Origin of the sequence: Sulfitobacter sp. 1A12157 (assembly GCF_043557345.1) — a bacterium.
Taxonomy (GTDB): Bacteria; Pseudomonadota; Alphaproteobacteria; order Rhodobacterales; family Rhodobacteraceae; genus Sulfitobacter.
This window is the reverse complement of record NZ_JBIFFV010000003.1, coordinates 314,128-338,024: the sequence shown is the minus strand read 5'-3', so window position 1 is coordinate 338,024 and position 23,897 is coordinate 314,128. Positions and strand designations below refer to the sequence as shown.

Genomic DNA, 23,897 nt, shown 5'->3' with positions numbered 1-23,897 from the left:
CTTCAAGAATGTCGTCGCAGCGGCTATGGTGGTCGTCACGCCCTTTCCGGGCGGTCTTTGACTTGGTAAGTAGCGATCAGGAATCCGTCAAGAATGGCCACAATGCCCCCTCTGCGCCGCACGGCCCGCTCCCTTCCGATTGCGCTTTTGCGCGCGCGCGAAAGGGTGATGGGACCGATCCGCGAAATCTTGAACGAAAGCGGCATCTCGGAACAGAAGTTCCGCGTGCTGCGCGTGGTCGAGGAATCCGGCCCGATGGAGCAAACGGCGCTGGCGCAGCAGGCCTGTTTGCTCCTGCCGAGCCTGACCCGCATGTTGCGTGCAATGGAGGAAGAGGGGCTGCTCAATCGCGCCAGCGATCCCGATGACGGGCGCAAATCCATCGTGACAATTACCGAACAAGGGCAACAGATCTTGCAAGACCACGCCGGCGATGCCGCGGCACTGTTTTCGGATTTCGAGGCCCGCTTTGGCAAGCAGCGGATGGAAGACCTGCTGGATATGCTCGAAGACCTCGTCAATCTGGATATGCAGAAAAAGACCGACGGGCAAAAGACCGACTGACGGAATTGTCACGGGCGGGCAGGGGGTTAGCCCCCTTGCGTTGCCCGCCGCACCGCGCAAATTCCCGCCAGCGCCATGCGGCTGCCATCGGCCTCGGTCGCCGGTGCGCCCTGTTGCGACAGAGCCCGCAAATAAAGCGGCACAGCCCCGCCCGTGCCAATCACCGCCAATGTTTGCCCCAGCCAATAGGCCCGCGCCGCCGCCAGTTCCGCGCCGATCAAAGTGCCCGCCAGCCGCGCCTCTGCGGTAGGCGGCGGGATGTCCTGTAAGGCCAGATCGGCCCGGATGGAGGCAAGCCGCCCCGCCATACGCTCAGGCCGCGACAGCCCATCGCTAAGCGCATCGTCAAAGGCCGTGTCGTCCAGCGCCGTGCCCTCGGCAGGGGTGCCATCGCCCAAAAGGCCCAGCAACTCCCCGGTCAGGAAGGTTTGAAAGCTCACCACCTCGCCCGCGCTGATCTGCGCCCAGACCGACGTGGCCCCCGGCAGGCAAATCACCCCGTCCCAGTCTTTGTTGAGGCTTAGAAACCCCGCAATCCGCGTCTCGGCCCCTTGTAGAAGGCCGCTGGGGTTTTGCTGGCGCAGGGGCGGGATAACCTGAAGGTCGAAGTTCTCGGTGGTGACAGCCATCGTGCGCTCTGCCGTGGCGGTACAGGGCACCATGCGCGGCGCGGGATCGGTCCAGCCGATGGGCATGCCAGCGACGATAACCGGCAGGCGGGGCAGTTGCCACGGCGCGGTGAGCTTCGCCAGCGCGGCGTCGAAGGTCGCAAGGCCGCCGGGTTCGGCAGTCCCGCTATCGCTCATGGCGCACTCAAGCACCGATCCGCCCTGCATGGCCCAGACCTGCAAACGCGCCTCGTGAACCTCAACCGCCAGCCAATCTGCATTGCTCAAACCCGTCATCGCGCTGCCCTCGTCGTGGAATGTCCCAACGGCATAGGCCCTATGGCCTGCGGGTTCAACGTGTCCGCCACGCACAACAAAGACGCGCCGCCAATTTGCTTCAAGCCTAAAATATTTATTCTTGAACGAAAAAGCGACTCGCCCTAGGCTTCCTCAAACGAGAACCGGAGGGGATATTCGATGCGTGCAATCTGTCTTGGCGGCGGTCCTGCGGGGCTTTACTTCGCGATCTCTCTCAAGCTGCGCCAGCCCGAGGCCGATGTCACCGTGCTGGAGCGCAACCGGCCCGACGACACCTTCGGCTGGGGCGTCGTGCTCTCGGACGAGACGCTGGACAACCTCGAGGCCAACGATCCGGTCTCGGCCAAGGAGATCCGCAGCCATTTCGCCTATTGGGGCGACATCGCGCTGCACCACAAGGGCAACACGATCCTCAGTTCCGGCCATGGTTTCTGCGGCATCGGGCGCAAGCGCCTGCTGCTGATCCTGCAGGAGCGGGCGCGCGAACTGGGTGTGAACCTGCAGTTCGAGACCGAGGTGAAAGCCGCCTCGGACTACATGGCCGACTACGATCTGGTGGTCGCCGCCGACGGTCTGAACTCCAAGACCCGGATGGAGTTCGAGGAGACCTTCAAGCCCGATATCGACGTGCGCCGTTGCCCCTTTGTCTGGCTCGGCACGCATCAGAAGTTCGACAACGCCTTCACCTTCATCTTCGAGAAGACCGACAAGGGCTGGATCTGGGTCCATGCCTACCAGTTCGACAAGGACACAGCGACCTTCATCGTCGAATGCAGCCAAAAGACCTTCGACGCCTACGGTTTCGGCGAGAAGTCGCAGGAAGAGACCATCGCGATCTGCGAGGAGATCTTCAAGGACCACCTCGACGGGCATAAGCTGATGACCAACGCCAGCCACATCCGCGGCTCGGCCTGGATCAAGTTCCCCCGTGTGCTTTGCGAGAAATGGAGCCACGAGAATGTCGTGCTGCTGGGCGATGCCTCGGCCACGGCGCATTTCTCGATCGGTTCGGGCACGAAACTGGCGCTGGAATCGGCGATCTCGTTGGCGAAACATGTCACCGACGACGCCGATCTGCCGACCGCCTTCGAGAAATACGAGGAGGCCCGCCGCCTTGAGGTGCTGCGCCTGCAATCGGCGGCGCGCAACTCCGTCGAATGGTTCGAGGATGTGGAGCGCTATCTAGACCTGGACCCGGTGCAGTTGAACTATTCCATGCTGACCCGCAGCCAGCGGATCAGCCACGAGAACCTGCGCGAGCGTGACCCAAAGTGGCTCGAAGGGGCCGAGAAGTGGTTTTTGGAACAGGCCGGTGCCGACACCAACGGCCCCGTGCGCGCCCCGATGTTCGCCCCCTTCCGCCTGCGCGACATGAAGCTCGAGAACCGCATCGTCGTCTCGCCCATGGCGCAGTACAAGGCTGTCGACGGCTGCCCGACCGACTGGCATTTCGTGCATTACGCCGAACGCGCCAAGGGGGGCGCCGGGCTGGTCTATACCGAGATGACCTGCGTCTCCCCCGAGGGCCGGATCACCCCGGGCTGTCCCGGCCTCTACGCGCCCGAGCATGAGGCGGCGTGGAAGCGGCTTACGGATTTTGTCCATGCCGAGACCGACGCGAAGATCTGCTGCCAGATCGGCCACTCGGGCCGCAAGGGCTCGACCCAGCTCGGCTGGGAAGAGATGGACGCGCCGCTGAAAGAGGGCAATTGGGAGATCATCTCGGCCTCCGCGATCCCGTGGTCCGAAAATAACGCCGTCCCGCGCGAGGCGACCCGCGAAGACATGGACAAGATCCGCGACGAATTCGTCGAAGCCGCCCGCATGGCCGACCGCGCCAATTTCGACATGATCGAATTGCACGCGGCGCACGGCTACCTGATCTCGTCGTTCATCTCGCCGCTGTCGAACCGGCGCGAGGATGAATACGGCGGCAGCCTCGAGAACCGCATGCGCTACCCGCTGGAGGTCTTCCGCGCCATGCGCGACGCCTGGCCCGAGGAAAAACCGATCGCGGTGCGCATCTCGGCCAACGACTGGGTCGAGGAGGATGGCGTCACGCCGGAAGAAGCGGTCGAGATCGCGCGCATGTTCCATGAGGCGGGCGCAGACATCATCGACGTCTCGGCAGGCCAGACCTCGACCGATGCGAAGCCCGTCTATGGCCGCATGTTCCAGACCCCCTTCAGCGACCGCATCCGCAACGATGGCGGCATCAAGACCATGGCCGTGGGCAATATCTATGAGGCCGACCACGTGAACTCGATCCTGATGGCGGGCCGCGCCGATCTGGTCTGCCTCGCCCGCCCGCATCTGGCCGATCCCTATTGGACCCTGCACGCCGCCGCCGCCATCGGCGACCGCCACGCCGATTGGCCGCTGCCCTACGGCCCCGGCCGCGATCAGGCATGGCGTCTGGCGGACCGCGCCGCCGAGATGGAGAAGGTATGAGCCATATCGTCATCACCGGCGGCGGCACCGGCGTGGGGGCCGAGATCGCCCATGCGGTGGCCGGAACCGGCGCCAAGGTGACCATCATGGGCCGCCGCGAAGCGCCGCTGCGCGATCAGGGGCTGCCGTTCCAGACCTGCGACGTGACCGATCCGGAGGCCGTGCAAGCGGCCTTCGCCGCCGCGCGCGTAGAAAACGGCCCTATCACCGGCGTCATCGCCAATGCAGGCGCCGCCCATTCGGCGCCTTTCCACAAGATCACCGCGCAGGATATGAGCGACATGATGGCGGTCAACGTCACCGGCGTCTTCAACGTCTGGCAGGCCGCACTGGCGGAGATGAAGGACGCCGGGCAAGGGCGGCTCATCGCCGTGGCCTCCACCGCGGGGCTCAAGGGCTACCCCTACGTTGCGGGCTATGTCGCGGCGAAACACGGTGTCGTGGGCCTCACCCGCGCGCTGGCGCTGGAACTGGCGCGCACGGGCATCACTGTGAACGCGATCTGCCCCGGTTTCATCGACACACCGCTGCTGGAGCGCTCGGTCGAGAATATCACCAGCACCACCGGCAAGAGCGCCGAGGAGGCCCGCGCCCTGCTGAAACGCGCCAGCCCCCAGAACCGCTTTGTCGAAACCTCCGAGGTCGCCGGCGCCGTGCTCTATCTGCTGTCGGACGCGGCGGCTTCCGTCAACGGGCACGCGCTGGCGCTATCGGGGGGCGAGGTGTGAGCAATGCGGCCAAGGATCGTGTAAGGCTCTGGCTGCGGCTGCTGAAAGTGGTGCGCGGGCTGGAGCAGGAGTTGCGCGATACACTGCGGCGCGAGCATAACACCACGCTGCCGCGGTTCGACGTGATGTCGGCCCTCTCGCGCCATCCCGAGGGGCTGAAAATGAGCCAGCTTTCCGGCGTGCTGCGGGTCTCCAACGGGAATGTGACCGGCATCGCCGACCGCCTCAGCGACGAGGGGCTGGTGGAACGCATCCCCGTGCCGGGCGACCGCCGCGCGATGATGCTGCGGCTGACGCCTGAGGGGGCGGCGCAATTCGCCCGCCAAGCGCAGGCGCATGAAGACTGGATCAACGAAAAACTGCGCGGAATCTCCTCCGAGGAAGCCCGCGCCATGGCGGCCCGCTTGCAAGCCTTCGCCGCCCAAACGGAAGAAGAGGAAAAAGCCAATGCGCAGTGATGTGACGCATTTTCAATGCGAGATCAAAGACCGGATCGCCACCGTGCGGCTCGACCGGCCCGACCGCAAGAACCCGCTGACCTTCGACAGCTACGCCGAACTGCGCGACTGGTTCCGCGATCTGGTCTATGCGGATGACGTCGATGTGGTGATTTTCGGCTCCAATGGCGGCAACTTTAGCTCCGGCGGGGATGTGCATGATATCATTGGCCCTTTGACCAAGATGAACATGAAGGAGCTCTTGCGCTTCACCCGGATGACCGGCGATCTGGTCAAGGCCATCGTGAACTGCGGCAAGCCGGTGATCGCCGCCGTCGACGGTGTCTGCGTCGGCGCGGGCGCGATCATCGCCATGGCCTCGGACCTGCGGCTGGCGACGGCGGAGGCCAAGACGGCCTTCCTCTTCACCCGCGTGGGCCTTGCGGGCTGCGATATGGGCGCCTGCGCGATCCTGCCGCGCATCATCGGCCAGACGCGCGCGGCGGAACTGCTCTACACCGGCCGCTCAATGTCGGCCGAGGAGGGCGAACGCTGGGGCTTCTACAACCGTCTCGTGACGGGCGAGACGCTGGAAGAAGAGGCCATGACGCTGGCCAAGAAAATCCAAGCCGGCCCCAATTTCGCGCATATGATGACCAAGACGATGCTGGCGCAGGAATGGGCCATGTCGATCGAACAGGCGATCGAGGCCGAGGCACAGGCGCAGGCGATCTGCATGCAGACCGGCGACTTCGAGCGCGCCTACAACGCCTTCGTCGCCAAGGAACGCCCGGTCTTCGAAGGGGACTGAGCCGATACCGAAAGCCAAAAGAAAATACGCGGGGAGGCGTAACCATGGCTGACAAAAGTTTTCTCGACTGGCCGTTTTTCGAGCCGCGCCACAAGGAGCTGGCGCTGAAGCTCGACGATTGGGCCGGGCGCGAGCTGAAAAACGTCGATCACGGCGATACCGATGGCGCCTGCCGCGATCTGGTGACGATGATGGGGCAGGACGGCTGGCTGCGCCACAGCGGTGCCGAGGGGGATGAGGTGCTCGACGTTCGCACCCTCTGTCTGATCCGCGAAACGCTGGCGCGGCACGACGGGCTGGCGGATTTTTCCTTTGCGATGCAGGGGCTTGGCACGGGCGCGATCTCGCTCTTCGGGAGTGATGCGCAGAAAGCCGAATGGCTGCCAAAGACCCGCTCGGGGCAGGCGATCTCGGCCTTTGCTCTGACCGAGCCGCAGTCCGGCTCCGATGTGGCCAATTCTACCATGACCGCCAAGCCTGATGGCAACGGCTATGTGCTCGACGGGCGCAAGACGTGGATCTCCAATGGCGGGATCGCGGATGTTTACACTGTCTTCGCCCGCACCGGGGAAGCGCCGGGCGCCAAGGGGCTTTCGGCCTTCATCGTGCCCGCCGACACGCCGGGGCTGAAAGTCGAGGAACGGCTCGAAGTCATGGCCCCGCATCCACTGGCGACGCTGCATTTCGATGGGGTGAAACTGCCCGGCTCGGCCCTTCTGGGCGAGGCGGGGCGCGGTTTTGCCATCGCCATGTCGGTGCTAGACGTTTTCCGCTCCACCGTCGCTGCCGCCGCCCTCGGCTTTGCCCGCCGCGCGCTCGACGAGGCGCTCACGCGGGTGACCAGCCGTCAGGTGCAGGGCGCGCCTTTGAGCGAGTTGCAGATGGTGCAGGGCCATATCGCGGACATGGCGCTCGATGTCGATGCCGCGGCGCTGCTGGTCTACCGCGCGGCTTGGACCAAGGACAGCGGCGCGCCGCGCGTCACCCGCGAAGCCGCGATGGCCAAGCTTTTTGCCACCGATCAGGCGCAGAAGGTCATCGATAAGGCCGTGCAACTGCACGGCGGCGATGGTGTGCGCAATGGGGAGGCAGTCGAGCGACTTTACCGTGAAATCAGGGCCTTGCGCATTTACGAGGGCGCCTCGGACGTGCAACGTGTGGTCATCGCGCGACAGACTTTGGGAGCCATGTCATGAAGCTGCATCCAACCGGACATGAGGACACTTTCGCCCGCGACAACCTGCCGCCCTTCGACCAGTGGCCGGACCTCCTGCTGGAGCGCTTCGATTACCCAGAGCGCCTGAACGTCGGCGTCGAACTCACTGACAAGATGGTGGAAAAGGGCTTTGGCGACCACACAGCGCTGATCGGAAACGGGCGGCGGCGGACCTACAAGGAGTTGTCGGATTGGACCAACCGTCTGGCCGCCGCGCTGGTCGAGGATCTGGGCGTGAAACCCGGCAACCGGGTGCTGATCCGCTCCGCCAACAACCCCGCGATGGTGGCCTGCTGGCTGGCGGCGACCAAGGCGGGCGCGGTTGTGGTCAACACCATGCCCATGCTGCGCGCGGGCGAGCTGTCGGCCATCGTCGACAAGGCCGAGATCACCCATGCCGTCTGCGACACGCGGCTGATGGATGAAATGACGGCCTGCGCCAAGACCTCGAAGTTTCTCAAGACCGTCGCGGGCTTCGACGGCACCAGCAATCACGATGCCGAATTGGACCGCCTCGCGCTGGAAAAACCGGTTCATTTTGAGGCGGTGGACACCGCACAGGACGATGTGGCGCTGCTCGGGTTTACATCAGGAACGACCGGTAACCCTAAGTCCACAATGCATTTTCACCGCGATCTTCTGATCATCTCGGATGGCTATGCCCGCGAGGTGCTGAACGTCACCCCTGAAGATGTCTTCGTCGGCTCCCCGCCCTTGGCCTTTACCTTCGGCCTTGGCGGGCTCGCCGTCTTCCCGCTTCGCTTCGGCGCCGCGGCGACGCTGTTGGAGACCGCCAGCCCGCCCAACATGATCGAGATCATCGAGAAGTACAAAGCCTCCGTCTGTTTCACCGCCCCCACCGCCTACCGCGCCATGCTGCAGGCGATGGAGGAGGGCGCGGACCTCAGCAGCCTGCGCGCCGCCGTTTCTGCCGGGGAGACGCTGCCCGCGCCTGTCTACCACGAGTGGCAGGAGAAGACCGGCAAGCCCATGCTCGACGGCATCGGCGCGACGGAGATGCTGCATATCTTCATCTCCAACCGTTTTGACGACCACCGCGCGGCCTGTACCGGCAAGCCGGTGACGGGCTACGAGGCCAAGGTGATCGACGCGGATGGCAAGGAGGTGCCGCGCGGCGAGGTGGGCCGTTTGGCAGTGCGCGGGCCGATCGGTTGCCGTTATCTAGGGGACAAGCGGCAGGCCGATTACGTCAAGGACGGCTGGAACATCACCGGCGACAGCTTCATCATGGACGAAGACGGCTACCTGCATTTCGCCGCCCGCAACGACGACATGATCATCAGTTCGGGCTACAATATCGCGGGGCCGGAGGTAGAGGCCGCACTTCTGAGCCATCCTTGGGTCAGCGAATGCGGCGTGGTCGCGGCCCCCGACGAGGCGCGCGGCTCAATCGTGCAGGCGCATGTGGTTCTGGTCGAGGGGGCGCCGGAAGATGCCAATACGATCAAGACCTTGCAGGATCATGTTAAAGCGACGATCGCGCCTTACAAATACCCGCGCGACATTCGTTTCATCAAGGAACTGCCCAAGACTGCGACCGGCAAGATCCAGCGTTTCGCGCTGAGAGAGGACAAATGAGCACTTTCGACGAAGCCTCCCGCGGCGCCAAGATGGATTTCGCCAAGGACAAGTCCTATGGCGATTACCTTGGGCTGGACCAGATCCTGACAACCGAAAACCCGCTCGACATGGCGCATGACGGGCTGCTCTTTATCATCCAGCACCAGACCTCGGAGCTTTGGATGAAGCTCGCGATCCACGAGCTAACGGCTTGCCGCAAGGCGTTGCAGGCCGGCGATTTGCGCCCCAGTTTCAAGATGTTGACCCGGGTGGCGCGGATCTTCGAGCAACTCAATTCGGCCTGGGACGTGCTGCGGACCATGACGCCCAGCGAATACAGCCAGTTCCGCCCCTACCTTGGCGCTTCCTCGGGCTTCCAGTCCTACCAGTATCGCTTGATCGAGTACCTTCTGGGAAACCGCATCGCGGCGCTGACCAAGCTGCACGAACATACGCCCGCGCCACATGCCGCGCTGGTGGCGGAGATGCAGCAGCCGAGCCTTTATCAAGTGGCGATCGACCTGATGTGCGACCGGATGGGGGTGCCCGCGTTGGCGGGCGATCCCGAGCCGCGCGCATGGGAGGCCAAGCAAGAAGTGCAAGACCTCTGGCAGAAGGTTTACGAAGACCCGACAACCCATTGGGAACTCTACGAATTGGCGGAAAAGCTCGTCGATCTCGAGGATTACTTCCGGCGCTGGCGGTTCAACCACGTTACCACCGTGGAACGTATCATTGGGTTCAAGCGCGGAACCGGGGGCACCTCGGGGGTGACCTACCTGCGCAAAATGCTCGAAGTGGAGCTCTTCCCCGAGCTTTGGCATGTGAGAGGAGCACTGTAAGTGTCTGTTTTGAAAAAAGATCAGTTCGTCTTGCCCGAGGGCGTCATCTACCTCGACGGCAACTCTCTGGGACCATTGCCAAAGGCCGCCGCCGCGCGGGTGCAGGAGATGATCACCGGCGAATGGGGCGAGATGCTGATCCGCGGCTGGAACAAGGCCGGCTGGATGGAGCAGCCCGCCCGTGTCGGCAATATGGTGGCGAAGATCGTCGGCGCGCCGGAAGGCTCGGTCGTCATGGGCGACACGCTGTCGATCAAGGTCTTTCAGGCGCTGGCCTCGGCGTTGAAGCTGCGCCCGGGCAGGAAAGTGATCCTGTCCGACAACGGCAACTTCCCGTCGGACCTCTACATGGCCGAGGGGCTGGTGGGGCTCTTGGAGCAGGGGTACGAGCTGCGCACCGTGGCGCCCGAGGAGGTGACGGAGGCCATTGGCGAGGACATCGCCGCCGTGATGCTGACGGAGGTCGACTACCGCACCGGGCGCAAGCACGACATGAAGGCGGTCACCGAACTGGCCCATGCCAATGGCGCGGTGATGATCTGGGACTTGGCGCATTCGGCGGGCGCGCTGCCGGTGGATTTGGCGGGCTCCAACTGCGAATTCGCCGTGGGCTGCACCTACAAGTATCTCAACGGCGGCCCGGGCGCGCCGGGCTTCATCTACGTGCGCCCCGATCTGGCCGACGAGGTGCAGCCGGCGCTGGCGGGCTGGCTCGGCCATCGCCAGCCGTTTGCCTTTGAGCAAAGCTATCAGCCGGGACTGGGGATCGAGCGGATGCGTGTCGGCACCCCGCCGGTCATTCAGCTCACCGCGCTGGAAGTGGCGATGGAGCTTTGGGCCGATGTCGACATGCAGGCGCTGCGTGAGGCCTCGGTGGCGCTGCAAGAGCAGTTCATCGAGGAGGTCGAGCGCGACGTGCCGCAGCTGACGCTGGCGAGCCCCCGCAACAGCGCCGAGCGCGGCAGTCAGGTCTCCTTCCGTTTCGAGGAAGGCTATGCCGCGATGCAGGCGGTGATTGACCGCGGCGTGATCGGCGACTTCCGCGCGCCCGACATCATGCGCTTTGGCTTCACGCCGCTCTATCTGGATGCCGAGGATGTCTCCAAAGCCGTCGCGATCATCCGCGACGTGATGGAGAACCGCCTCTGGGACAACGAAAAATACAAGACCCGCGCGCGGGTGACCTGACAGCGTCAGGCACCCTCGCTAAGCTGGCGAGACGACCAACCAAACGGACCCGGAAAAGAGGTCCAAACTTAGGGAGAGAAAGATGAAATTGAAGTCATTCGTGATGGCGGCCTCGGTCGCGGCATTGGCGGCGGGCGGCGCATGGGCCGAAGAGGGCAAGGTGAAGGTCGGCATGATCACCACCCTCTCGGGCGGCGGCGCGGGCCTTGGTATCGACGTGCGCGACGGGTTCCTGCTGGCCACCAAGATGGCGGGGAACGAGAACCTCGAGGTCGTGGTGGAAGACGACCAGCGCAAGCCCGAGATCGCGGTGCAACTGGCCGACAAGATGATCCAGTCCGAGAAGGTCGACGTGATGACCGGCATCATCTGGTCCAACCTCGCCATGGCCGTGGTGCCGGCGGCGACGGCGCAGGGCAAATTCTACCTCTCGCCCAACGCCGGTCCTTCCGCGCTGGCGGGCAAGGGCTGCAACCCGCTTTACTTCAACGTGGCATGGCAGAACGACAACCTGCATGAGGCCGCGGGCGCCTATGCGAACGACGCGGGCTATGCGAACACCTTCATGCTGGCGCCGAATTACCCGGCGGGCAAGGACGCGTTGACTGGCTATAAACGCACCTATGAGGGCGAAGCGGCGGGCGAGGTCTATACCGATCTGGGCCAGACCGACTACGCCGCCGAGATCGCGCAGATCCGGGCCTCGGGTGCGGACAGCGTGTTCTTCTTCCTGCCTGGCGGCATGGGGATTTCCTTCCTTAAGCAATACGCCAACTCGGGCGTGGACCTGCCCGTGGTGGGCCCGGCCTTCAGCTTTGATCAGGGCATCCTTCAGGCCGTGGGCGAGGCCGCACTGGGCATCAAGAACACCAGCCAGTGGAACAAGGACCTCGACAACGAGGCCAACAAGACCTTCGTCGAGGCTTTCCAGGCGGAATACGACCGTTTGCCTTCGCTCTACGCAAGCCAGGGCTATGACACCGCCAACCTGCTGCTGAGCGCGATGGAAAAGGCCGATGTATCGGATCAGGACGCCTTCCAGGCAGCGCTGAAAGAGGCCGATTTCGAGAGTGTGCGCGGCAAGTTCTCCTTCGGTAACAACCAGCACCCGGTGCAGGACTACTACGTGCGCGAAGTGGTCAAGGAGGGCGATATCTATACCAACAAGCTCATCGGCCCCTCGCTGACCGACCACGCGGACGCCTACGCGGCTGACTGCAAGATGTAATCCCGCGCGGCCCCGGTGCGCCTTGCGCCGGGGCCGACGGTCCAACGCTTTCACGCCGGTCCCTCGGTCCGGCGCGCCGGGAGGCTTTGCCAAATGTCATTCATCCTGCTCGTCGAACAGGTGCTGAACGGGATCCAGTCCGGGGTCATGTTGTTTCTCATGGCCGCGGGGCTCACGCTCATTTTCGGGGTTATGGGGCTGATCAACCTCGCCCATGGGTCGCTCTACATGGTCGGCGCCTTTGCCGCCGCGGCGGTGGCGGCGGCCACCGGGTCGTTCCTCCTGGCGCTGGTGGCGGCCCTTGCCGCGGCTGCGCTGGCAGGTTGCCTCATAGAGATGACGGTGATCCGTAGGCTTTACGACCGCGACCATCTCGACCAAGTGCTGGCGACCTTCGCGCTGATCCTGATCTTCTCCGAAGGCACGCGCTTCCTCTTCGGCTCCTTCCCGCTGTTTCTCGACATGCCGGACGCCGTCGCCGGGCCGGTGACCCTGCCGGGGGGCATCCAATATCCGCTCTACCGCCTCGTCATCATCGGCGTGGGCCTTGCCATCGCCGCCGGTCTCTTCCTGCTGATCGCGCGCACCCGCATCGGCATTCAGATCCGTGCAGGGGAGGCCGACCGCGAGATGATCGCGGCGCTCGGCGTCGATATCGCCAAGCTCTACACGCTGATCTTCGCGCTTGGTGCCGCTCTGGCGGGGCTCGCCGGTGCGCTCGTGGGGGCGATCCAGTCGGTGCAGGTGGGCATGGGCGAGCCGGTGCTGATCCTTGCCTTCGTGGTCATCGTCATCGGTGGCATCGGCTCGATCAAGGGCGCGCTCATCGGCGCGCTGCTGGTGGGGCTGACGGATACGCTGGGCTCGGTCCTGCTGCCGCTGTTCTTTGCCAATTTCATGGAGGCCTCGGCGGCCACTTCGGTCGGCTCCTCGCTCGCCTCCATGTCGATCTACATTCTCATGGCGGGGGTCTTGCTGTTCAAACCCACCGGCCTGTTCGGGGAGGCCTGAGCCATGATGCGCGAAACACTTCTGAACGTCTTCCTCTTCCTGCTCCTGCCGGTGACGGCGCTGGCGGCCTTTGTGCTGGATGAGCCCTTCATCATCACGCTGGCGACCAAGGCCGCGATCCTCGCGCTGGCCGGCGTGGGGCTGAACATCGCGCTCGGGCTGGGCGGGTTGGTCAGCTTTGGCCACGCCGCCTTCTTCGGGCTTGGCGGCTATGCCATGGGCATCCTTGCCGCCCATGCGCAGAGCTATACGCCGATCATGGAAAGCCCGTTCCTGATCGAGGGCACGAAGTCGATGCCGGTGATCTGGCTGGTCGCGATCGTGGTCTCGGCGCTGGCGGCGCTGTTGATCGGCGCGCTGTCGCTGCGCACCTCAGGCGTCTATTTCATCATGGTCACGCTCGCCTTCGGGCAGATGCTGTTCTACTTCTCGATTTCTTGGCCGGCCTATGGCGGCGAGGACGGGCTGTCGATCTATGTGCGCAATGGCTTTCCGGGGCTGAACACGCTGGACCCGCTGACCTTTTTCGCCATCGCCTTTGCCGTGCTGGCGCTGGTGCTGTTGTTCGCAGGCCGTTTGGCGCGCGCGCCCTTTGGCCTCGCGCTCTCGGCGGCGCGCCAAAACGCCGAGCGGGTCGAGAGCGTGGGCCTCGCGCCCTTCCGGCTGCGGCTGGTGGCTTTTGTCATCTCGGGTGCTGTCACCGGGCTTGCGGGCGCGCTGTTCGCCGATCTCAACCGCTTCGTGAGCCCAACGATGTTTTCGTGGCAGACCTCGGGCGAGATCATGATCTTCGTGATCCTCGGCGGGGTGGGGCGGCTGTTTGGTCCCGTGGCCGGGGCGGCTCTGTTCATCTTGCTGGAGCATGTCTTGGGCGGGCTGTCGGAGTTCTGGCATATCTATCTGGGGCTGCTGCTCCTTATGGTCGTGCTCTTTGCCCGGGGCGGCATGATCGGCCTGATCGCCGGACGGGAGGTGGCCCATGACTGAGCAGATGACTGATGTGCTTTTGGACGTGCGCAACCTGCACAAGAGCTTCGGGGCGCTGAAGGCCACCGACGATGTCTCCATCACCCTGCGCCCGGGCGAGATCCATGCGCTGATCGGCCCCAACGGGGCGGGCAAATCGACGCTGATCAAACAGATCGCGGGCGGGCTGCGCTCGGACAGTGGCACGGTGCATTTTGCGGGGCAGGACGTGACGCCGCTCAGCACCGTGCAGCGCGCGCGGGCCGGGCTGGGGCGGACCTTCCAGATCTCCTCGCTGGCGATGGAATACACGGTGCTGCAAAACGCGGTGCTGGGGGCGCTTGGCCAATCGGGCCGGGTGATGCGCTTCTTCGCGCCGGTGATGCGGCAGCCTGAGTTGCGGGCCGAGGCGATGCGCGCGCTGGAACTGGTGGGGCTGGCCGATCACGCGGCCAAGCGCACCTCGGACCTGTCGCACGGACAACGCCGCCAGCTCGAGGTGGCGGTGGCGCTGACGCTGCGGCCCAAGGTCTTCCTGATGGATGAACCGATGGCCGGGCTTGGCGCAAGTGGGTCGCGCGAGATGACCGGCTTTCTCGATGGCCTTCGGGCCGAGGCGCCGATCCTGCTGGTGGAACATGACATGGACGCGGTCTTCGCACTCGCCGACCGCATCTCGGTGCTGGTCTACGGGCGCATCATCGCCAGCGGCACGGCGGCCGAGATCAAGGCCGATCCACAGGTCCGCGTGGCCTATCTGGGCGAGGAGGACGCGGCATGAGCCTGCTGGAACTGAAAGACATCACCGCCTCCTACGGGCCGACACAGGCGCTTTTCGGTGTCGATCTGACGCTGGAGGCGGGCGAGGTCTGCGCGCTGATGGGGCGCAACGGGATGGGCAAATCCTCCACCATCAAGGTGATCTGCCGGATGCTGAAACACGATGGCGGGAGCCTGCGGCTGAATGGGCGCGACATTGCCGGGCTGCCGTCCTTTCGTGCGGCTCAGGCCGGGCTGGGGCTGGTGCCCGAAGGCCGGCGCTGTTTCGCGCCGCTGACGGTGCATGAAAACCTCATCGCCGCCGCGCGCTCCGGCCCGTGGGACGAGGCGCGGGTGGTCAAGCTCTTCCCCCGCTTGGGCGAGCGGCGCGACCAGACCGCAGGCTCCCTCTCGGGCGGGGAGCAGCAGATGCTGGCGATCGGCCGCGCGCTGATGACCAACCCGCAGCTTTTGCTGTTGGACGAGGCGACCGAGGGGTTGGCCCCGGTGGTGCGTCAAGAAATCTGGGCTGCCGTGGCCGAGTTGAAGCGCGACAGCGGTCTGGCGCTTCTGGTGGTGGACAAATCCCTCGCCGAGTTACGGCGCGTGGCCGATCACGCCGTCATCCTTGAACGGGGCCGCTCGGTCTGGGCCGGTCCGATGCCCGCGCTCGACACCCAAATCGCCGATCAATTCCTCGGCGTGTGACTGTTAACAAAAAGGAACACGACATGTCGCATCAAATCATTCAGCCCGACGGCTGGGCCCCCGCGAAAGGCTATGCAAACGGCGTGCTGAGCGCGGATGGCCATCTGTTCGTCGGCGGTCAGATCGGCTGGACCGCCGAGCAGACGTTTGAATGTCATGACTTCATCGGTCAGATGAAACAGGCGCTGCAAAACATCCGCGATGTGGTCGAAGCCGCCGGCGGCACGCCCGAGGATATCACCCGTCTGACGTGGTATGTGACGGATAAGAAAGAATATCTCGCCGCGCAAAAGGACGTGGGCCGCGCCTATCGCGAGGTGATGGGCAAGCATTTCCCGGCAATGGCGATGGTGGTCGTCGCCGGTCTGGTCGAGGATGAAGCCAAGCTTGAGATCGAAGCCGACGCGGTGATCGCGCGCTAAGCCAAGCCGCCATCGGGGTCAGCCCCGGCGGCGCAGCGCCGGAAGGGCCGCCGAAAAGGCCGAGGAAAGCGCAAAGAGACCCGCCGCGATGCTGACAATGCTCGGCCCCGTGGGCGTGTCGAACTCCAGCGAGGCCATCAGCCCCCCGAGGGCCGCCACCGCGCCCAGACCCATGGCCCAAAGGGCCATGGTTTCCGGCGTGCGGGCAAAGGGGCGGGCGGTGGCGGCGGGGATGATCAGCATCGCCGCGATCAGCAGCGCGCCGACCACCTTGATCGCCACGGCCACCATGATTGCCAGCGCCAGCGTCAGGATCAATTGCTCGCGCCGCGGATTGCCGCCAGCGGCCTGCGCCAGATCGGGGTTCAGCGTCGCCGCCAGCAGCGCCGACCAGCGCCAGGCCAGCAACAGCGCCACCGCCACGGCGCCGCCCCAGATCACGCCAAGGTCAAAACGCGTCACGGCGAGGATCTCACCAAAAAGATAGGACGACAGATCGACCCGTTGCCCCGGCAGCAGCGACACGGCCACGAGGCCAAGGGCCAGTGCGGAATGGGCCATCACACCCAAAAGCGCGTCGGCGCTGACATTGCGGCCCGACAGCGTGCTGATCACCAGCGCCATGACGAGTGCCACCAAAAGCACGCCCGCGGTGATCGGCAGATCGGTCGCCAGTGCCAGCGCCACGCCCAGAAGCGCGGCGTGGCTGGTGGCATCGCCGAAATAGGCCATGCGCCGCCAGATCACGAAACAGCCCAAGGGGGCGGCGGCCAGCGCCACGCCGAGGCCGGCGAGGGCGGCGCGCAGAATGAAATCGTCAAGCATTCTCAGTCTCTTGGTGGTGGCCGTCACAGACAGCGCCGTGATGGTGGTGGTGGTGATGGTCGTGATCGTGCCGGTAAAGCGCCAGCGCCCCTTGGGTGCCGCTGCCAAAGAGGGCGCGGTATTCGGGCGCTTCGGAGACGGTCTCGGGCGTGCCTTCGCAGCAGACATGACCGTTGAGGCAGAGCACACGGTCGCTCGCCGCCATGACGACATGCAGATCGTGGCTGACCATCAGCACAGCGCAGCCGAGGTCTTGGCGCACGGCTTCGATCTGGCGGTAAAAGGCGGCGGAGCCGGGTTGGTCCAGCCCCTGCGTCGCCTCGTCGAGGATCAGCAGATCGGGCCTTTCCAGCAGTGCGCGGGCCAGCAGCACGCGCTGGAACTGCCCGCCTGAGAGGTCGACCATCTGCCGCTCGGCCAATTCCGGCACGCCAGCGGTGGCCAGCGCCTCGCGGATCGTCTCGGGCTTCTGGCGGCGGGGCAGGTTGATGAAGCGGCGCACGGTAAGCGGCAGGGTCGCGTCGATCTGCAATTTTTGCGGCACATAGCCGATGCGCAGCCCCGGTTTGCGGGTGATCTTGCCCGCCGCCGGTCTTAACGCGCCGATCAGCGCGCGCAGCAGGCTGGATTTGCCTGACCCGTTGGGGCCGACGATGGTGACGATCTCACCGGCGTCGATGTTGAAGTTCACGTCGCGCAGGGCGATCTGACCGTCATGGCGCAGGGTCAGGCCGCGCGTCTTGATCAGGCTCATACACCGGGCTCCTGACAGGCGGGGCAGAGGCCTTCGGCCTCGACCACGCTGCGTTCGATGCGGAAGCCTGCGGCGCGGGCAGCATCGCCAAGGCGGCTTTTGTTCGGGGTGGTCTCGGCCTCGGCCACCGAGCGGCAGCTGCGGCAGATCAGAAAGGCGGGCGCGTGATCCTCGCCCGGGTGCACGCAGCCGACATAGGCGTTGAGCGCTTCGATCTTATGGGCAAGCCCCGCCTTCACCAGAAAATCCAGCGCGCGATAGGCCACGGGGGGCTGTGCGCCCAGCCCCTCGGCCGACAGGTGGGCGAGCAGGTCATAGGCGCCCAAGGCGCGGTGTTCCGACAGCAGGATCTCCAGCGCGCGGCGGCGTACCGGGGTCAGCCGCAGCCCACGTTCGGCGCATTGCGCCTCGGCAGCCTGCATGGTGCTGCGCATGCAGGCGGCGTGGTCATGATCACTAAATCCAATGGGGCGCATGGGGGGCCTCAACTCGTTTCGGTGTTGATATGTTATAACAGCGGTGTTAGCAAGGTGATACTATAACATTTTGAAGGTCTGCCATGTATCGTTTCTCGCTTCCCGCCGCTGTTCTCGCCGCTGCCGCCTTGCCGCTTTGGGCGGATGTCCCCGCCGTTGCGACAGATATCGCCCCGGTGCATGGGCTGGTGTCGCAGGTGATGGAAGGGGTCGGCGCGCCCGATCTCATTGTGCCGCCGCGCAGCTCGCCCCATGGCTATGCCATGCGCCCCTCCGAGGCGCGCGCGCTGAGCGGGGCCGATCTGGTCGTCTGGGTCGGCCCGTCGCTGACCCCATGGCTGGTCGATCCGCTGCAATCGCTGGCCGGCAGCGCCAGCCATCTGGCCTTGATGGAACAGCCCGGCACGCGGGTTCTGGCCTTCCGCGAAGGGGCGACCTTCGAGCCGCATAGCTATGGTGACGAGGGGCAGGGGCAGCACGCGGGTCATGATCATGCCAAGGAAGGGCATGACCACGACGCGCATGGGCATGAGGAACATGACGACGCGCATGACCACGGGGCGCAGGACCACGAAGGACATAACCACGAGGACCACGGCGATCGGGACGATCACGGACATGGCGAGAAGGATCACGACGATCACGGCCACGAAGGTCACGATCACGCCCATGGCAGCGATGATCCCCACGTCTGGCTTGACCCGCGCAACGGGCAGCTTTGGCTCGGCCAGATCGCCGAGGCGCTGGCGGAACTGGACCCTGAGAACGCCGCGCAATACCGTGCGAATGCCGAGGCCGCTCAGGCCGAGCTTGGCGTCTTGGAGGAAGACATCGCCGAGACTCTCGCCCCGGTCAAAGACCGCCCCTTCATCGTCTTCCATGACGCCTACCACTATTTCGAAGCGCGTTTCGACATCGAAGCCCGTGGTGCCATCAGCGAAAATGACGCCCGCGCCCCGGGGGCGGCACGTGTGGCCAAGCTGCGCGACTTCGTGGCCGAGAGCGGCGCGAAATGCGTCTTTGCCGAACCGCAGTTCAACCCCGGCCTGATCGCCGCCGTGACCGAGGGGCAGGAGACCGGGACCGGCACGCTCGACCCGATCGGCGCAGACCTAGAGCTTGGCGTATCTTTCTACCCCGATCTGCTGCGCGGCATGGCGCAGAGCATGTCTGACTGCCTGTCGAACTGATTTGGCCACTGGCAAGGAAACGGCCTATAGGAACAGGCCAATGAAAAGTGGTGCAGCCGGGGAAGCTGCACCACATCTTACATGCTGAAATGACTTTTATGGAATTCTGATCAGACGGCGATCTTACCGCCGCCTTGCTTGGTAATGACGACCACCGCAGGGCGCGGGGGCATCTTGGGGTCGAAGTCGGGCCAGCGGGTGGCCGGATCTTCAAAGGTGCTTTCCCGTTCGAAACCGGGGATGTCCTTGGTGCCATCCGTCCCCGGGTGCTGCACCGCGACGAAGAGCGTCTCGCCATCCTCGGTAAAGTAGGGGCCGCACATCTCACCGCCCACGGGGCAGCGGAAGAAGAGCTTTGAGGTGCCACGCGCCTCGCCTTCGGTCTCAAGCGCATACAGCCCATCGGATTTGCCGGTCTTGCCCCAGCCGCTGCCCTGATCGGTGCTGATCCAGAGCCGCCCGTCGGCATCCATCGCGGCATTGTCGGGGCTGCCGAACCAGCCGTTCTCCGATGCCTCGGGGTTCCACTGGGCGCCGACCTCGGCCACCTTCGGGTCACCGCATTGCACGAGGATCGACCAAGTGCCGCTGGTGGCCGCGTGGTCGGCATTCGCCTCCTTGATCTCGATGATATGGCCAAAGCTGCTTTCCGGGCGCGGGTTGGCGGCGTTGGTGTCGCCCTGTTTGCGCTTGGTGTTGTTGGTCAGCAGGATATAGGCCGTGCCATCGCCGCGCGGCTGCGCGTCTTCGGGGCGGTCCATCGGGGTGGCGCCCAGCAGGTCGGCGGCAAGACGGGTGTCGATCATCACGTCGCCTTGGTCGTTGAACCCATTCTCGGCGGTCAGCGGCCCGGTGCCATGCACCAGCGGCAGCCAATTGATCGTGCCGTCCTCCTCAAACCGCGCGACATAAAGCGTGCCTTCGTCCAGCAGATCGCCATTGGCCGCCGGATCATCGGAAACGGTCCCGGCGGAGACGTATTTGTATTGATAATCAAAGCGGTTGTCGTCGCCCATATAGACCACGAGCTTGCCGTCTTTGCTGACCGTGGTCTCGGCGCCCTCATGGCGGAAACGGCCCAAAGCGGTGCGTTTGACGGGGGTCGAACTCGGGTCCATCGGGTCAACCTCGACCACCCAGCCGAATTTATTGGGCATATTCGGCTCGGCATCCACATTGAAACGGTCGTGTTTCTGACCCCAAGCGTACCACATGCCCGGCACGCCGTAGCGGTCCCATGATTTCTCTTCCGCGGCACCGGTGATGTCGGGCTTGCCATCGGCATCCAGCTTGTCGGTCCAGAAATAGCCGTGGAAGTTCTCCTCGGCCATCAACCATGTGCCCCAAGGGGTCAGCCCGCCCGCGCAGTTGTTGAGCGTGCCGATGACCTTGGTGCCGCTGGGGTCGTCGTTGGTTTGCAGCCGCGCGTGACCGGCGGCGGGGCCGCTCAACGTCATCGCAGTGTCGAGCGGGGTGATGCGGCGATTCATCTTGCCGTCGCGCACCACTTGCCACTTGCCCGCCGCGTCGCGGGCGATCTCGACGACCGAGCCGCCGTGGGCTGCCATCTCGATGTCGATCAACTCAGGCGTCATGCCTTTGAAGTTCACCTTGTCCTGACGGCCAAGGCCGGGGAACATGACCTCTTCGTTGGTGTATTCGTGGTTCACGCAGAGCAGCCCGCGGCTGGCGTCGTCGTTCAGGGGCACGAAGCCGACATAGTCGTTGTTATAGCCGAACTGTTTCGACTGCGCCGCGGCGGTCTGGTTCATCACGTCGAATTCCGGCGCGTCGGCGGTGATCGGATCGCCCCACCGCAGCAGGATCTGCGCGTCATAGCCGGGGGCGACGTGGTGGGTTTCATCATTGCCCCAAGCCAGTTCGTCAAAGACATAGCGGCTTTCGGCGGCGCGGGCCTTGGACGGGGCGAGGGCGGCGGCACTGCCGAAAAGGGCGGTGGTGGCCGACACCCCAAGCATCCCGCGCAGAATGTCGCGGCGGCCATAGCGGGCGTTGATCACATCGCCGATGGTGCGCGACAGGTTCGCATTGGTGGGGATGTCGTCAAAGGCTTCAAAGGCTTCGGCCTTGTTGCCGATGGCGGGGTCGTTGAGAATCTCGCGGCGGGTCATCATATGTCCTTTGGTGACTTGGCTGGCCCCCATCTGCACCATGACTGTCACGGTTTTATGACGCGTCAGACGGCGCTGCGGCGAAATCCTACGATGAGTTGGCGCAGGCCCAAAGCCGCGCCCGCAAAGATTGCAGCGAGGGTCACCGGCCCGCTGAAGGCCAGCACCGAGATGGCCGAGATGCCTTGCCCGATGGTGCAGCCCATGGCGATCACCGCACCCGCCCCCATGAGCCCCGCGCCGAATATCTGGCGGCGGAGTTCGCGCGGGTCTTCGCAAGCTTCCCAGCGGAAATGCCCCTGCCAGAGCGACCCCAGAAAGGCTCCGATCCAGACCCCGGCGACCGAGCCGATGCCAAAGCTCAGCGGGCGGACCGACCCCTGCATCGCATAGAGCAGTGTCTCTCCCACGGGGGCGGCATAGCTATGCGACATTAGCGTTTGCGCGCCGAACCCGGTTTGCGCCAGCCATGCCGTGCCCGCCCAGCCCGAGGTGATGGCCAGCCCGGCCACGGCGCCCCAGACCACTTTGCGCAGATCATGCCGGAAGCTGCGGGCGCTGAGCATCAGCAGGCAGACCGCAAGGCCCAGCAGAATGCCGACCAGCGCCACCGATCCGCCCGTCAGCGCGGCGACCGCATGGGCGATCCCATCGGGCAGGCCGGTGTTCATCTGGCGCGGAAAGAGCAGGGCGCGCGCCGGGGCAAGCGGGCCGGAGAGTACGGCGAAGGCCGCAAGCCCCATCACCAAGACGATCACGAAGGCGCGCAGATCACCCCCGCCCAACCGCGCCAAAGCGCCAAAGCCGCAGGTGCCCGCCAGCGCCATGCCATAGCCGAAGATCAGCCCGCCGAAGACCGCAGGCGCCCATGCGAAGGCAATCGTCAGATGAAAGGCGCGGTCGAGGTTGATCAGGCCCAGCCCCGAGAGGGTGAAACTGCCCAGCATCGCCATGCCGATGGCCAGTCCCCACATCCGCATCCGGTCGCCCGATCCGCCATAAAGCAGGTCTTCGATCGCGCCCAGGGTGCAAAACCGCCCCAATCGTGCGGCGAGGCCCAGCAACACGCCGCCCAGCCCGCCCAGAAGGGCGGCGGTCAGCGGCTGGCCCCAAAGCTCAATCATCCTTGCAGAACAATTCGTAGACCAGTTCCAGCATCCTGCGCGGGCGGTCGTCGGCCAGCCGGTAATAGATCGTCTTGCCATCGCGGCGCGGCGTGACCAGACCTTCGAGCCTGAGCCGCGACAGTTGCTGCGACACCGCCGCCTGCCGGGTGGACAAAAGCGCCTCCAACTCGCTCACCGATTTTTCGCCAGAGACGAGGTGGCACAGGATCATCAACCGCCCCTCATGGCTGATCGCCTTGAGGAAATTCGACGCGGTCACGGCATTTGTCAGCATCCGGTCCATGTCCTCTTGGGACATGTCGGGGGTCATCACGGGCAAGGTTGTCATTCGCTCGGATCCTCGAAATCGGTCGTGTCGTGCAAGAGCTTATCAAGCATGGGCCAGAAGAACTCCGCACCGGGGTAGCCTTCGAGGCGGCCCAATTCGACATCGTCTTCGACCAGCAAAAAGGTCGGGGTAAAGATCACCGCACGTTGCGGGGTGACGCTCTCTTCCACGGCAGAGATATCGACGCGGCGCAGCGGGGCGAATGCTCCTTCGGCGGTCTTGGGATAGGCGGGGGCGATCTCTTCGTCCCAACGCTGGCAATAGATGCAGCCGGGTTGTTCGACCATGACCAGTTCCACCGCCTGTAGGGGCTGGGCGGGCAGGGCGGTCAGGGTCGCAAGGCTCAAGGCGGTCAGGGTGCGGATCATCGGCTTGCCTGATTGACGTTTGGACGACACTCAACGTAATTTGAATATGTGAATTGTTCAAGCGCGGCGGACCAGCGCGGCGTGGGCGGGGGGTAACATGTTCGACATCACCTATGCAGGCGCGCTTTTCGCAGGGCTGCTCAGCTTCTTTACGCCCTGCATTCTGCCGATGGTGCCATTCTACCTCAGCTATATGGCGGGGCTCAGCGTGACCGAATTGCGCGGCGATGGTGCAATCGCGCCGGGGGCGCAGCGGCGCTTGGTGCTGTCTTCGCTGCTCTTCGCGCTTGGGGTCACGACGATCTTCGTTCTGCTCGGCATGGGTGCCACGGCCATCGGGCAGGTGTTCACCCAGTACCTCGAGCCGCTGAGCTGGGTGGCGGCGGCGATCCTGATGGTTTTCGGTCTGCACTTCCTCGGCGTGATCAAAGTGCCGCTGCTCTACCGCGAGGCGCGGCTGGAGGGGGGCGGCAAGCCCACTTCGGTCTGGGGCGCCTATGTCATGGGGCTGGCCTTCGGCTTTGGCTGGACACCCTGCGTCGGCCCCGCGCTGGCGGCGATCTTGATGATTGCCTCGGGCATGGGCGATGTCGCGCGGGGTGGGCTGTTGCTGGCCGCCTATGGCGCGGGGATGACCGCGCCCTTCGTGGTGGCGGCGCTTTTCGCCAAACCGTTTCTCAATTGGGCCGCGCGGCATATGGCGCTGGTGCAAAAGGTGGAAAAGGCGATGGGGGTGATGCTGATCCTCTTTGCCGTGCTGATCGTGACCGGCGGGGTGCAACTAATCGCGGATGCGATGATCCGTTGGTTCCCCAGCTTCACGACGCTAGGATAGACGCACAATCAGGAGGAGGACGCC

25 protein-coding genes are annotated in these 23,897 nt (G+C 64.7%); 17 read left to right on the top strand and 8 right to left on the bottom strand.

What is annotated here, in order from left to right; translation table 11 throughout:
* The first annotated feature begins 93 nt into the window (after positions 1-93).
* Entirely contained in the window at positions 94-564 is a 471-nt protein-coding gene (gene hpaR, locus ACGYLC_RS08300; protein ID WP_394422521.1) for a homoprotocatechuate degradation operon regulator HpaR, read from the top strand.
* Between the two features lie 26 nt (positions 565-590).
* Here the strand turns inward: hpaR and ACGYLC_RS08295 are convergent, their stop codons facing one another.
* Positions 591-1,469 carry a 2-dehydro-3-deoxygalactonokinase gene (locus ACGYLC_RS08295; protein WP_394422520.1) on the bottom strand — a complete coding sequence of 293 codons (879 nt, stop codon included), beginning with the start codon at positions 1,467-1,469 and terminating at the stop codon, positions 591-593.
* 180 nt (positions 1,470-1,649) lie between these two features.
* Here ACGYLC_RS08295 and ACGYLC_RS08290 point away from each other — a divergent pair, with 180 nt between their 5' ends.
* From ACGYLC_RS08290 to ACGYLC_RS08225, 14 genes are all read left to right on the top strand, one after another.
* Entirely contained in the window at positions 1,650-3,941 is a 2,292-nt protein-coding gene (locus ACGYLC_RS08290; RefSeq protein WP_394422518.1) for a bifunctional salicylyl-CoA 5-hydroxylase/oxidoreductase, read from the top strand.
* Positions 3,938-4,669: an SDR family NAD(P)-dependent oxidoreductase gene (locus ACGYLC_RS08285; protein WP_394422517.1), complete on the top strand. Its 732-nt coding sequence runs from the start codon at positions 3,938-3,940 to the stop codon at positions 4,667-4,669. The genes ACGYLC_RS08290 and ACGYLC_RS08285 overlap by 4 nt, the downstream gene beginning before the upstream one ends.
* Positions 4,666-5,127, top strand: coding sequence for a MarR family winged helix-turn-helix transcriptional regulator (locus ACGYLC_RS08280; protein WP_394400736.1), 462 nt, complete (start codon positions 4,666-4,668; stop codon positions 5,125-5,127). The genes ACGYLC_RS08285 and ACGYLC_RS08280 overlap by 4 nt, the downstream gene beginning before the upstream one ends.
* Entirely contained in the window at positions 5,117-5,917 is an 801-nt protein-coding gene (locus ACGYLC_RS08275) for an enoyl-CoA hydratase family protein (RefSeq protein WP_394422515.1), read from the top strand. The genes ACGYLC_RS08280 and ACGYLC_RS08275 overlap by 11 nt, the downstream gene beginning before the upstream one ends.
* A gap of 44 nt (positions 5,918-5,961) precedes the next feature.
* Entirely contained in the window at positions 5,962-7,113 is a 1,152-nt protein-coding gene (locus tag ACGYLC_RS08270; RefSeq protein ID WP_394422514.1) for an acyl-CoA dehydrogenase family protein, read from the top strand.
* The gene (locus ACGYLC_RS08265; protein WP_394422513.1) at positions 7,110-8,732 is read left to right on the top strand and encodes an AMP-binding protein; all 1,623 of its coding nucleotides are present in this window, start codon (positions 7,110-7,112) and stop codon (positions 8,730-8,732) included. The genes ACGYLC_RS08270 and ACGYLC_RS08265 overlap by 4 nt, the downstream gene beginning before the upstream one ends.
* Positions 8,729-9,556: a tryptophan 2,3-dioxygenase gene (locus ACGYLC_RS08260; RefSeq protein ID WP_394422511.1), complete on the top strand. Its 828-nt coding sequence runs from the start codon at positions 8,729-8,731 to the stop codon at positions 9,554-9,556. The genes ACGYLC_RS08265 and ACGYLC_RS08260 overlap by 4 nt, the downstream gene beginning before the upstream one ends.
* Positions 9,557-10,744 carry a kynureninase gene (gene kynU, locus ACGYLC_RS08255; protein ID WP_394422510.1) on the top strand — a complete coding sequence of 396 codons (1,188 nt, stop codon included), beginning with the start codon at positions 9,557-9,559 and terminating at the stop codon, positions 10,742-10,744.
* An 82-nt stretch (positions 10,745-10,826) separates the two neighbouring features.
* Complete coding sequence (locus ACGYLC_RS08250; protein ID WP_394422509.1) at positions 10,827-11,972, top strand: ABC transporter substrate-binding protein; 1,146 nt, start codon at positions 10,827-10,829, stop codon at positions 11,970-11,972.
* A 93-nt stretch (positions 11,973-12,065) separates the two neighbouring features.
* On the top strand, positions 12,066-12,983 hold the full coding sequence (locus tag ACGYLC_RS08245) for a branched-chain amino acid ABC transporter permease (protein ID WP_394422507.1): 918 nt from the start codon (positions 12,066-12,068) through the stop codon (positions 12,981-12,983).
* 3 nt (positions 12,984-12,986) lie between these two features.
* Positions 12,987-13,970, top strand: coding sequence for a branched-chain amino acid ABC transporter permease (locus ACGYLC_RS08240; RefSeq protein ID WP_394422505.1), 984 nt, complete (start codon positions 12,987-12,989; stop codon positions 13,968-13,970).
* Positions 13,971-13,974: 4 nt separating this feature from the next.
* Positions 13,975-14,730 carry an ABC transporter ATP-binding protein gene (locus tag ACGYLC_RS08235; RefSeq protein ID WP_394400758.1) on the top strand — a complete coding sequence of 252 codons (756 nt, stop codon included), beginning with the start codon at positions 13,975-13,977 and terminating at the stop codon, positions 14,728-14,730.
* On the top strand, positions 14,727-15,416 hold the full coding sequence (locus tag ACGYLC_RS08230) for an ABC transporter ATP-binding protein (protein ID WP_394422504.1): 690 nt from the start codon (positions 14,727-14,729) through the stop codon (positions 15,414-15,416). The genes ACGYLC_RS08235 and ACGYLC_RS08230 overlap by 4 nt, the downstream gene beginning before the upstream one ends.
* Before the next feature lie 23 nt (positions 15,417-15,439).
* Positions 15,440-15,838: a RidA family protein gene (locus tag ACGYLC_RS08225; RefSeq protein ID WP_394422503.1), complete on the top strand. Its 399-nt coding sequence runs from the start codon at positions 15,440-15,442 to the stop codon at positions 15,836-15,838.
* An 18-nt stretch (positions 15,839-15,856) separates the two neighbouring features.
* On the opposite strand, the gene ACGYLC_RS08220 is transcribed toward ACGYLC_RS08225, so the two are convergent.
* Genes ACGYLC_RS08220 through ACGYLC_RS08210 form a run of 3 tightly spaced genes read right to left on the bottom strand, consistent with a single transcriptional unit; the run spans position 15,857 to position 17,893 of the window.
* Complete coding sequence (locus ACGYLC_RS08220; RefSeq protein WP_394400765.1) at positions 15,857-16,663, bottom strand: metal ABC transporter permease; 807 nt, start codon at positions 16,661-16,663, stop codon at positions 15,857-15,859.
* Positions 16,656-17,417, bottom strand: a complete 762-nt coding sequence (locus tag ACGYLC_RS08215; RefSeq protein WP_394422502.1) for a metal ABC transporter ATP-binding protein — start codon at positions 17,415-17,417, stop codon at positions 16,656-16,658. Before ACGYLC_RS08215 ends, ACGYLC_RS08220 begins: the two co-directional genes overlap by 8 nt.
* Positions 17,414-17,893, bottom strand: a complete 480-nt coding sequence (locus ACGYLC_RS08210; protein ID WP_394400770.1) for a Fur family transcriptional regulator — start codon at positions 17,891-17,893, stop codon at positions 17,414-17,416. Before ACGYLC_RS08210 ends, ACGYLC_RS08215 begins: the two co-directional genes overlap by 4 nt.
* Before the next feature lie 83 nt (positions 17,894-17,976).
* On the opposite strand from ACGYLC_RS08210, the gene ACGYLC_RS08205 reads away from it, so the two are divergent.
* Positions 17,977-19,083 carry a zinc ABC transporter substrate-binding protein gene (locus tag ACGYLC_RS08205; protein WP_394422500.1) on the top strand — a complete coding sequence of 369 codons (1,107 nt, stop codon included), beginning with the start codon at positions 17,977-17,979 and terminating at the stop codon, positions 19,081-19,083.
* Positions 19,084-19,193: 110 nt separating this feature from the next.
* On the opposite strand, the gene ACGYLC_RS08200 is transcribed toward ACGYLC_RS08205, so the two are convergent.
* The 4 genes from ACGYLC_RS08200 to ACGYLC_RS08185 all read right to left on the bottom strand — a co-directional run bounded on the left by ACGYLC_RS08200 (position 19,194) and on the right by ACGYLC_RS08185 (position 23,038).
* Positions 19,194-21,215, bottom strand: coding sequence for a PhoX family protein (locus ACGYLC_RS08200; RefSeq protein ID WP_394422499.1), 2,022 nt, complete (start codon positions 21,213-21,215; stop codon positions 19,194-19,196).
* Between the two features lie 65 nt (positions 21,216-21,280).
* Entirely contained in the window at positions 21,281-22,339 is a 1,059-nt protein-coding gene (locus ACGYLC_RS08195) for a YeeE/YedE family protein (RefSeq protein ID WP_394422498.1), read from the bottom strand.
* Positions 22,332-22,670, bottom strand: a complete 339-nt coding sequence (locus tag ACGYLC_RS08190; RefSeq protein ID WP_394400779.1) for an ArsR/SmtB family transcription factor — start codon at positions 22,668-22,670, stop codon at positions 22,332-22,334. The genes ACGYLC_RS08195 and ACGYLC_RS08190 overlap by 8 nt, the downstream gene beginning before the upstream one ends.
* A complete protein-coding gene (locus ACGYLC_RS08185) occupies positions 22,667-23,038 on the bottom strand; it encodes a hypothetical protein (protein WP_394422497.1) in 372 nt (123 codons plus the stop codon). The genes ACGYLC_RS08190 and ACGYLC_RS08185 overlap by 4 nt, the downstream gene beginning before the upstream one ends.
* Positions 23,039-23,135: 97 nt before the next feature.
* Between ACGYLC_RS08185 and ACGYLC_RS08180 the strand changes: the two genes are divergently transcribed.
* Positions 23,136-23,873 carry a cytochrome c biogenesis CcdA family protein gene (locus ACGYLC_RS08180; RefSeq protein WP_394400785.1) on the top strand — a complete coding sequence of 246 codons (738 nt, stop codon included), beginning with the start codon at positions 23,136-23,138 and terminating at the stop codon, positions 23,871-23,873.
* Positions 23,874-23,897 lie beyond the last annotated feature (24 nt).

Excerpts from the sequence above, each read along its gene's own strand:
- hpaR (WP_394422521.1), top strand. The coding sequence starts at position 94 with ATGGCCACAATGCCCCCTCTGCGCCGCACGGCCCGCTCCCTTCCGATT.
- ACGYLC_RS08295 (WP_394422520.1), bottom strand. The coding sequence starts at position 1,469 with ATGACGGGTTTGAGCAATGCAGATTGGCTGGCGGTTGAGGTTCACGAG.
- ACGYLC_RS08290 (WP_394422518.1), top strand. The coding sequence starts at position 1,650 with ATGCGTGCAATCTGTCTTGGCGGCGGTCCTGCGGGGCTTTACTTCGCG.
- ACGYLC_RS08285 (WP_394422517.1), top strand. The coding sequence starts at position 3,938 with ATGAGCCATATCGTCATCACCGGCGGCGGCACCGGCGTGGGGGCCGAG.
- ACGYLC_RS08275 (WP_394422515.1), top strand. The coding sequence starts at position 5,117 with ATGCGCAGTGATGTGACGCATTTTCAATGCGAGATCAAAGACCGGATC.
- ACGYLC_RS08270 (WP_394422514.1), top strand. The coding sequence starts at position 5,962 with ATGGCTGACAAAAGTTTTCTCGACTGGCCGTTTTTCGAGCCGCGCCAC.
- ACGYLC_RS08265 (WP_394422513.1), top strand. The coding sequence starts at position 7,110 with ATGAAGCTGCATCCAACCGGACATGAGGACACTTTCGCCCGCGACAAC.
- ACGYLC_RS08260 (WP_394422511.1), top strand. The coding sequence starts at position 8,729 with ATGAGCACTTTCGACGAAGCCTCCCGCGGCGCCAAGATGGATTTCGCC.
- ACGYLC_RS08250 (WP_394422509.1), top strand. The coding sequence starts at position 10,827 with ATGAAATTGAAGTCATTCGTGATGGCGGCCTCGGTCGCGGCATTGGCG.
- ACGYLC_RS08245 (WP_394422507.1), top strand. The coding sequence starts at position 12,066 with ATGTCATTCATCCTGCTCGTCGAACAGGTGCTGAACGGGATCCAGTCC.
- ACGYLC_RS08240 (WP_394422505.1), top strand. The coding sequence starts at position 12,987 with ATGATGCGCGAAACACTTCTGAACGTCTTCCTCTTCCTGCTCCTGCCG.
- ACGYLC_RS08235 (WP_394400758.1), top strand. The coding sequence starts at position 13,975 with ATGACTGATGTGCTTTTGGACGTGCGCAACCTGCACAAGAGCTTCGGG.
- ACGYLC_RS08230 (WP_394422504.1), top strand. The coding sequence starts at position 14,727 with ATGAGCCTGCTGGAACTGAAAGACATCACCGCCTCCTACGGGCCGACA.
- ACGYLC_RS08225 (WP_394422503.1), top strand. The coding sequence starts at position 15,440 with ATGTCGCATCAAATCATTCAGCCCGACGGCTGGGCCCCCGCGAAAGGC.
- ACGYLC_RS08220 (WP_394400765.1), bottom strand. The coding sequence starts at position 16,663 with ATGCTTGACGATTTCATTCTGCGCGCCGCCCTCGCCGGCCTCGGCGTG.
- ACGYLC_RS08215 (WP_394422502.1), bottom strand. The coding sequence starts at position 17,417 with ATGAGCCTGATCAAGACGCGCGGCCTGACCCTGCGCCATGACGGTCAG.
- ACGYLC_RS08210 (WP_394400770.1), bottom strand. The coding sequence starts at position 17,893 with ATGCGCCCCATTGGATTTAGTGATCATGACCACGCCGCCTGCATGCGC.
- ACGYLC_RS08205 (WP_394422500.1), top strand. The coding sequence starts at position 17,977 with ATGTATCGTTTCTCGCTTCCCGCCGCTGTTCTCGCCGCTGCCGCCTTG.
- ACGYLC_RS08200 (WP_394422499.1), bottom strand. The coding sequence starts at position 21,215 with ATGACCCGCCGCGAGATTCTCAACGACCCCGCCATCGGCAACAAGGCC.
- ACGYLC_RS08195 (WP_394422498.1), bottom strand. The coding sequence starts at position 22,339 with ATGATTGAGCTTTGGGGCCAGCCGCTGACCGCCGCCCTTCTGGGCGGG.
- ACGYLC_RS08190 (WP_394400779.1), bottom strand. The coding sequence starts at position 22,670 with ATGACAACCTTGCCCGTGATGACCCCCGACATGTCCCAAGAGGACATG.
- ACGYLC_RS08185 (WP_394422497.1), bottom strand. The coding sequence starts at position 23,038 with ATGATCCGCACCCTGACCGCCTTGAGCCTTGCGACCCTGACCGCCCTG.
- ACGYLC_RS08180 (WP_394400785.1), top strand. The coding sequence starts at position 23,136 with ATGTTCGACATCACCTATGCAGGCGCGCTTTTCGCAGGGCTGCTCAGC.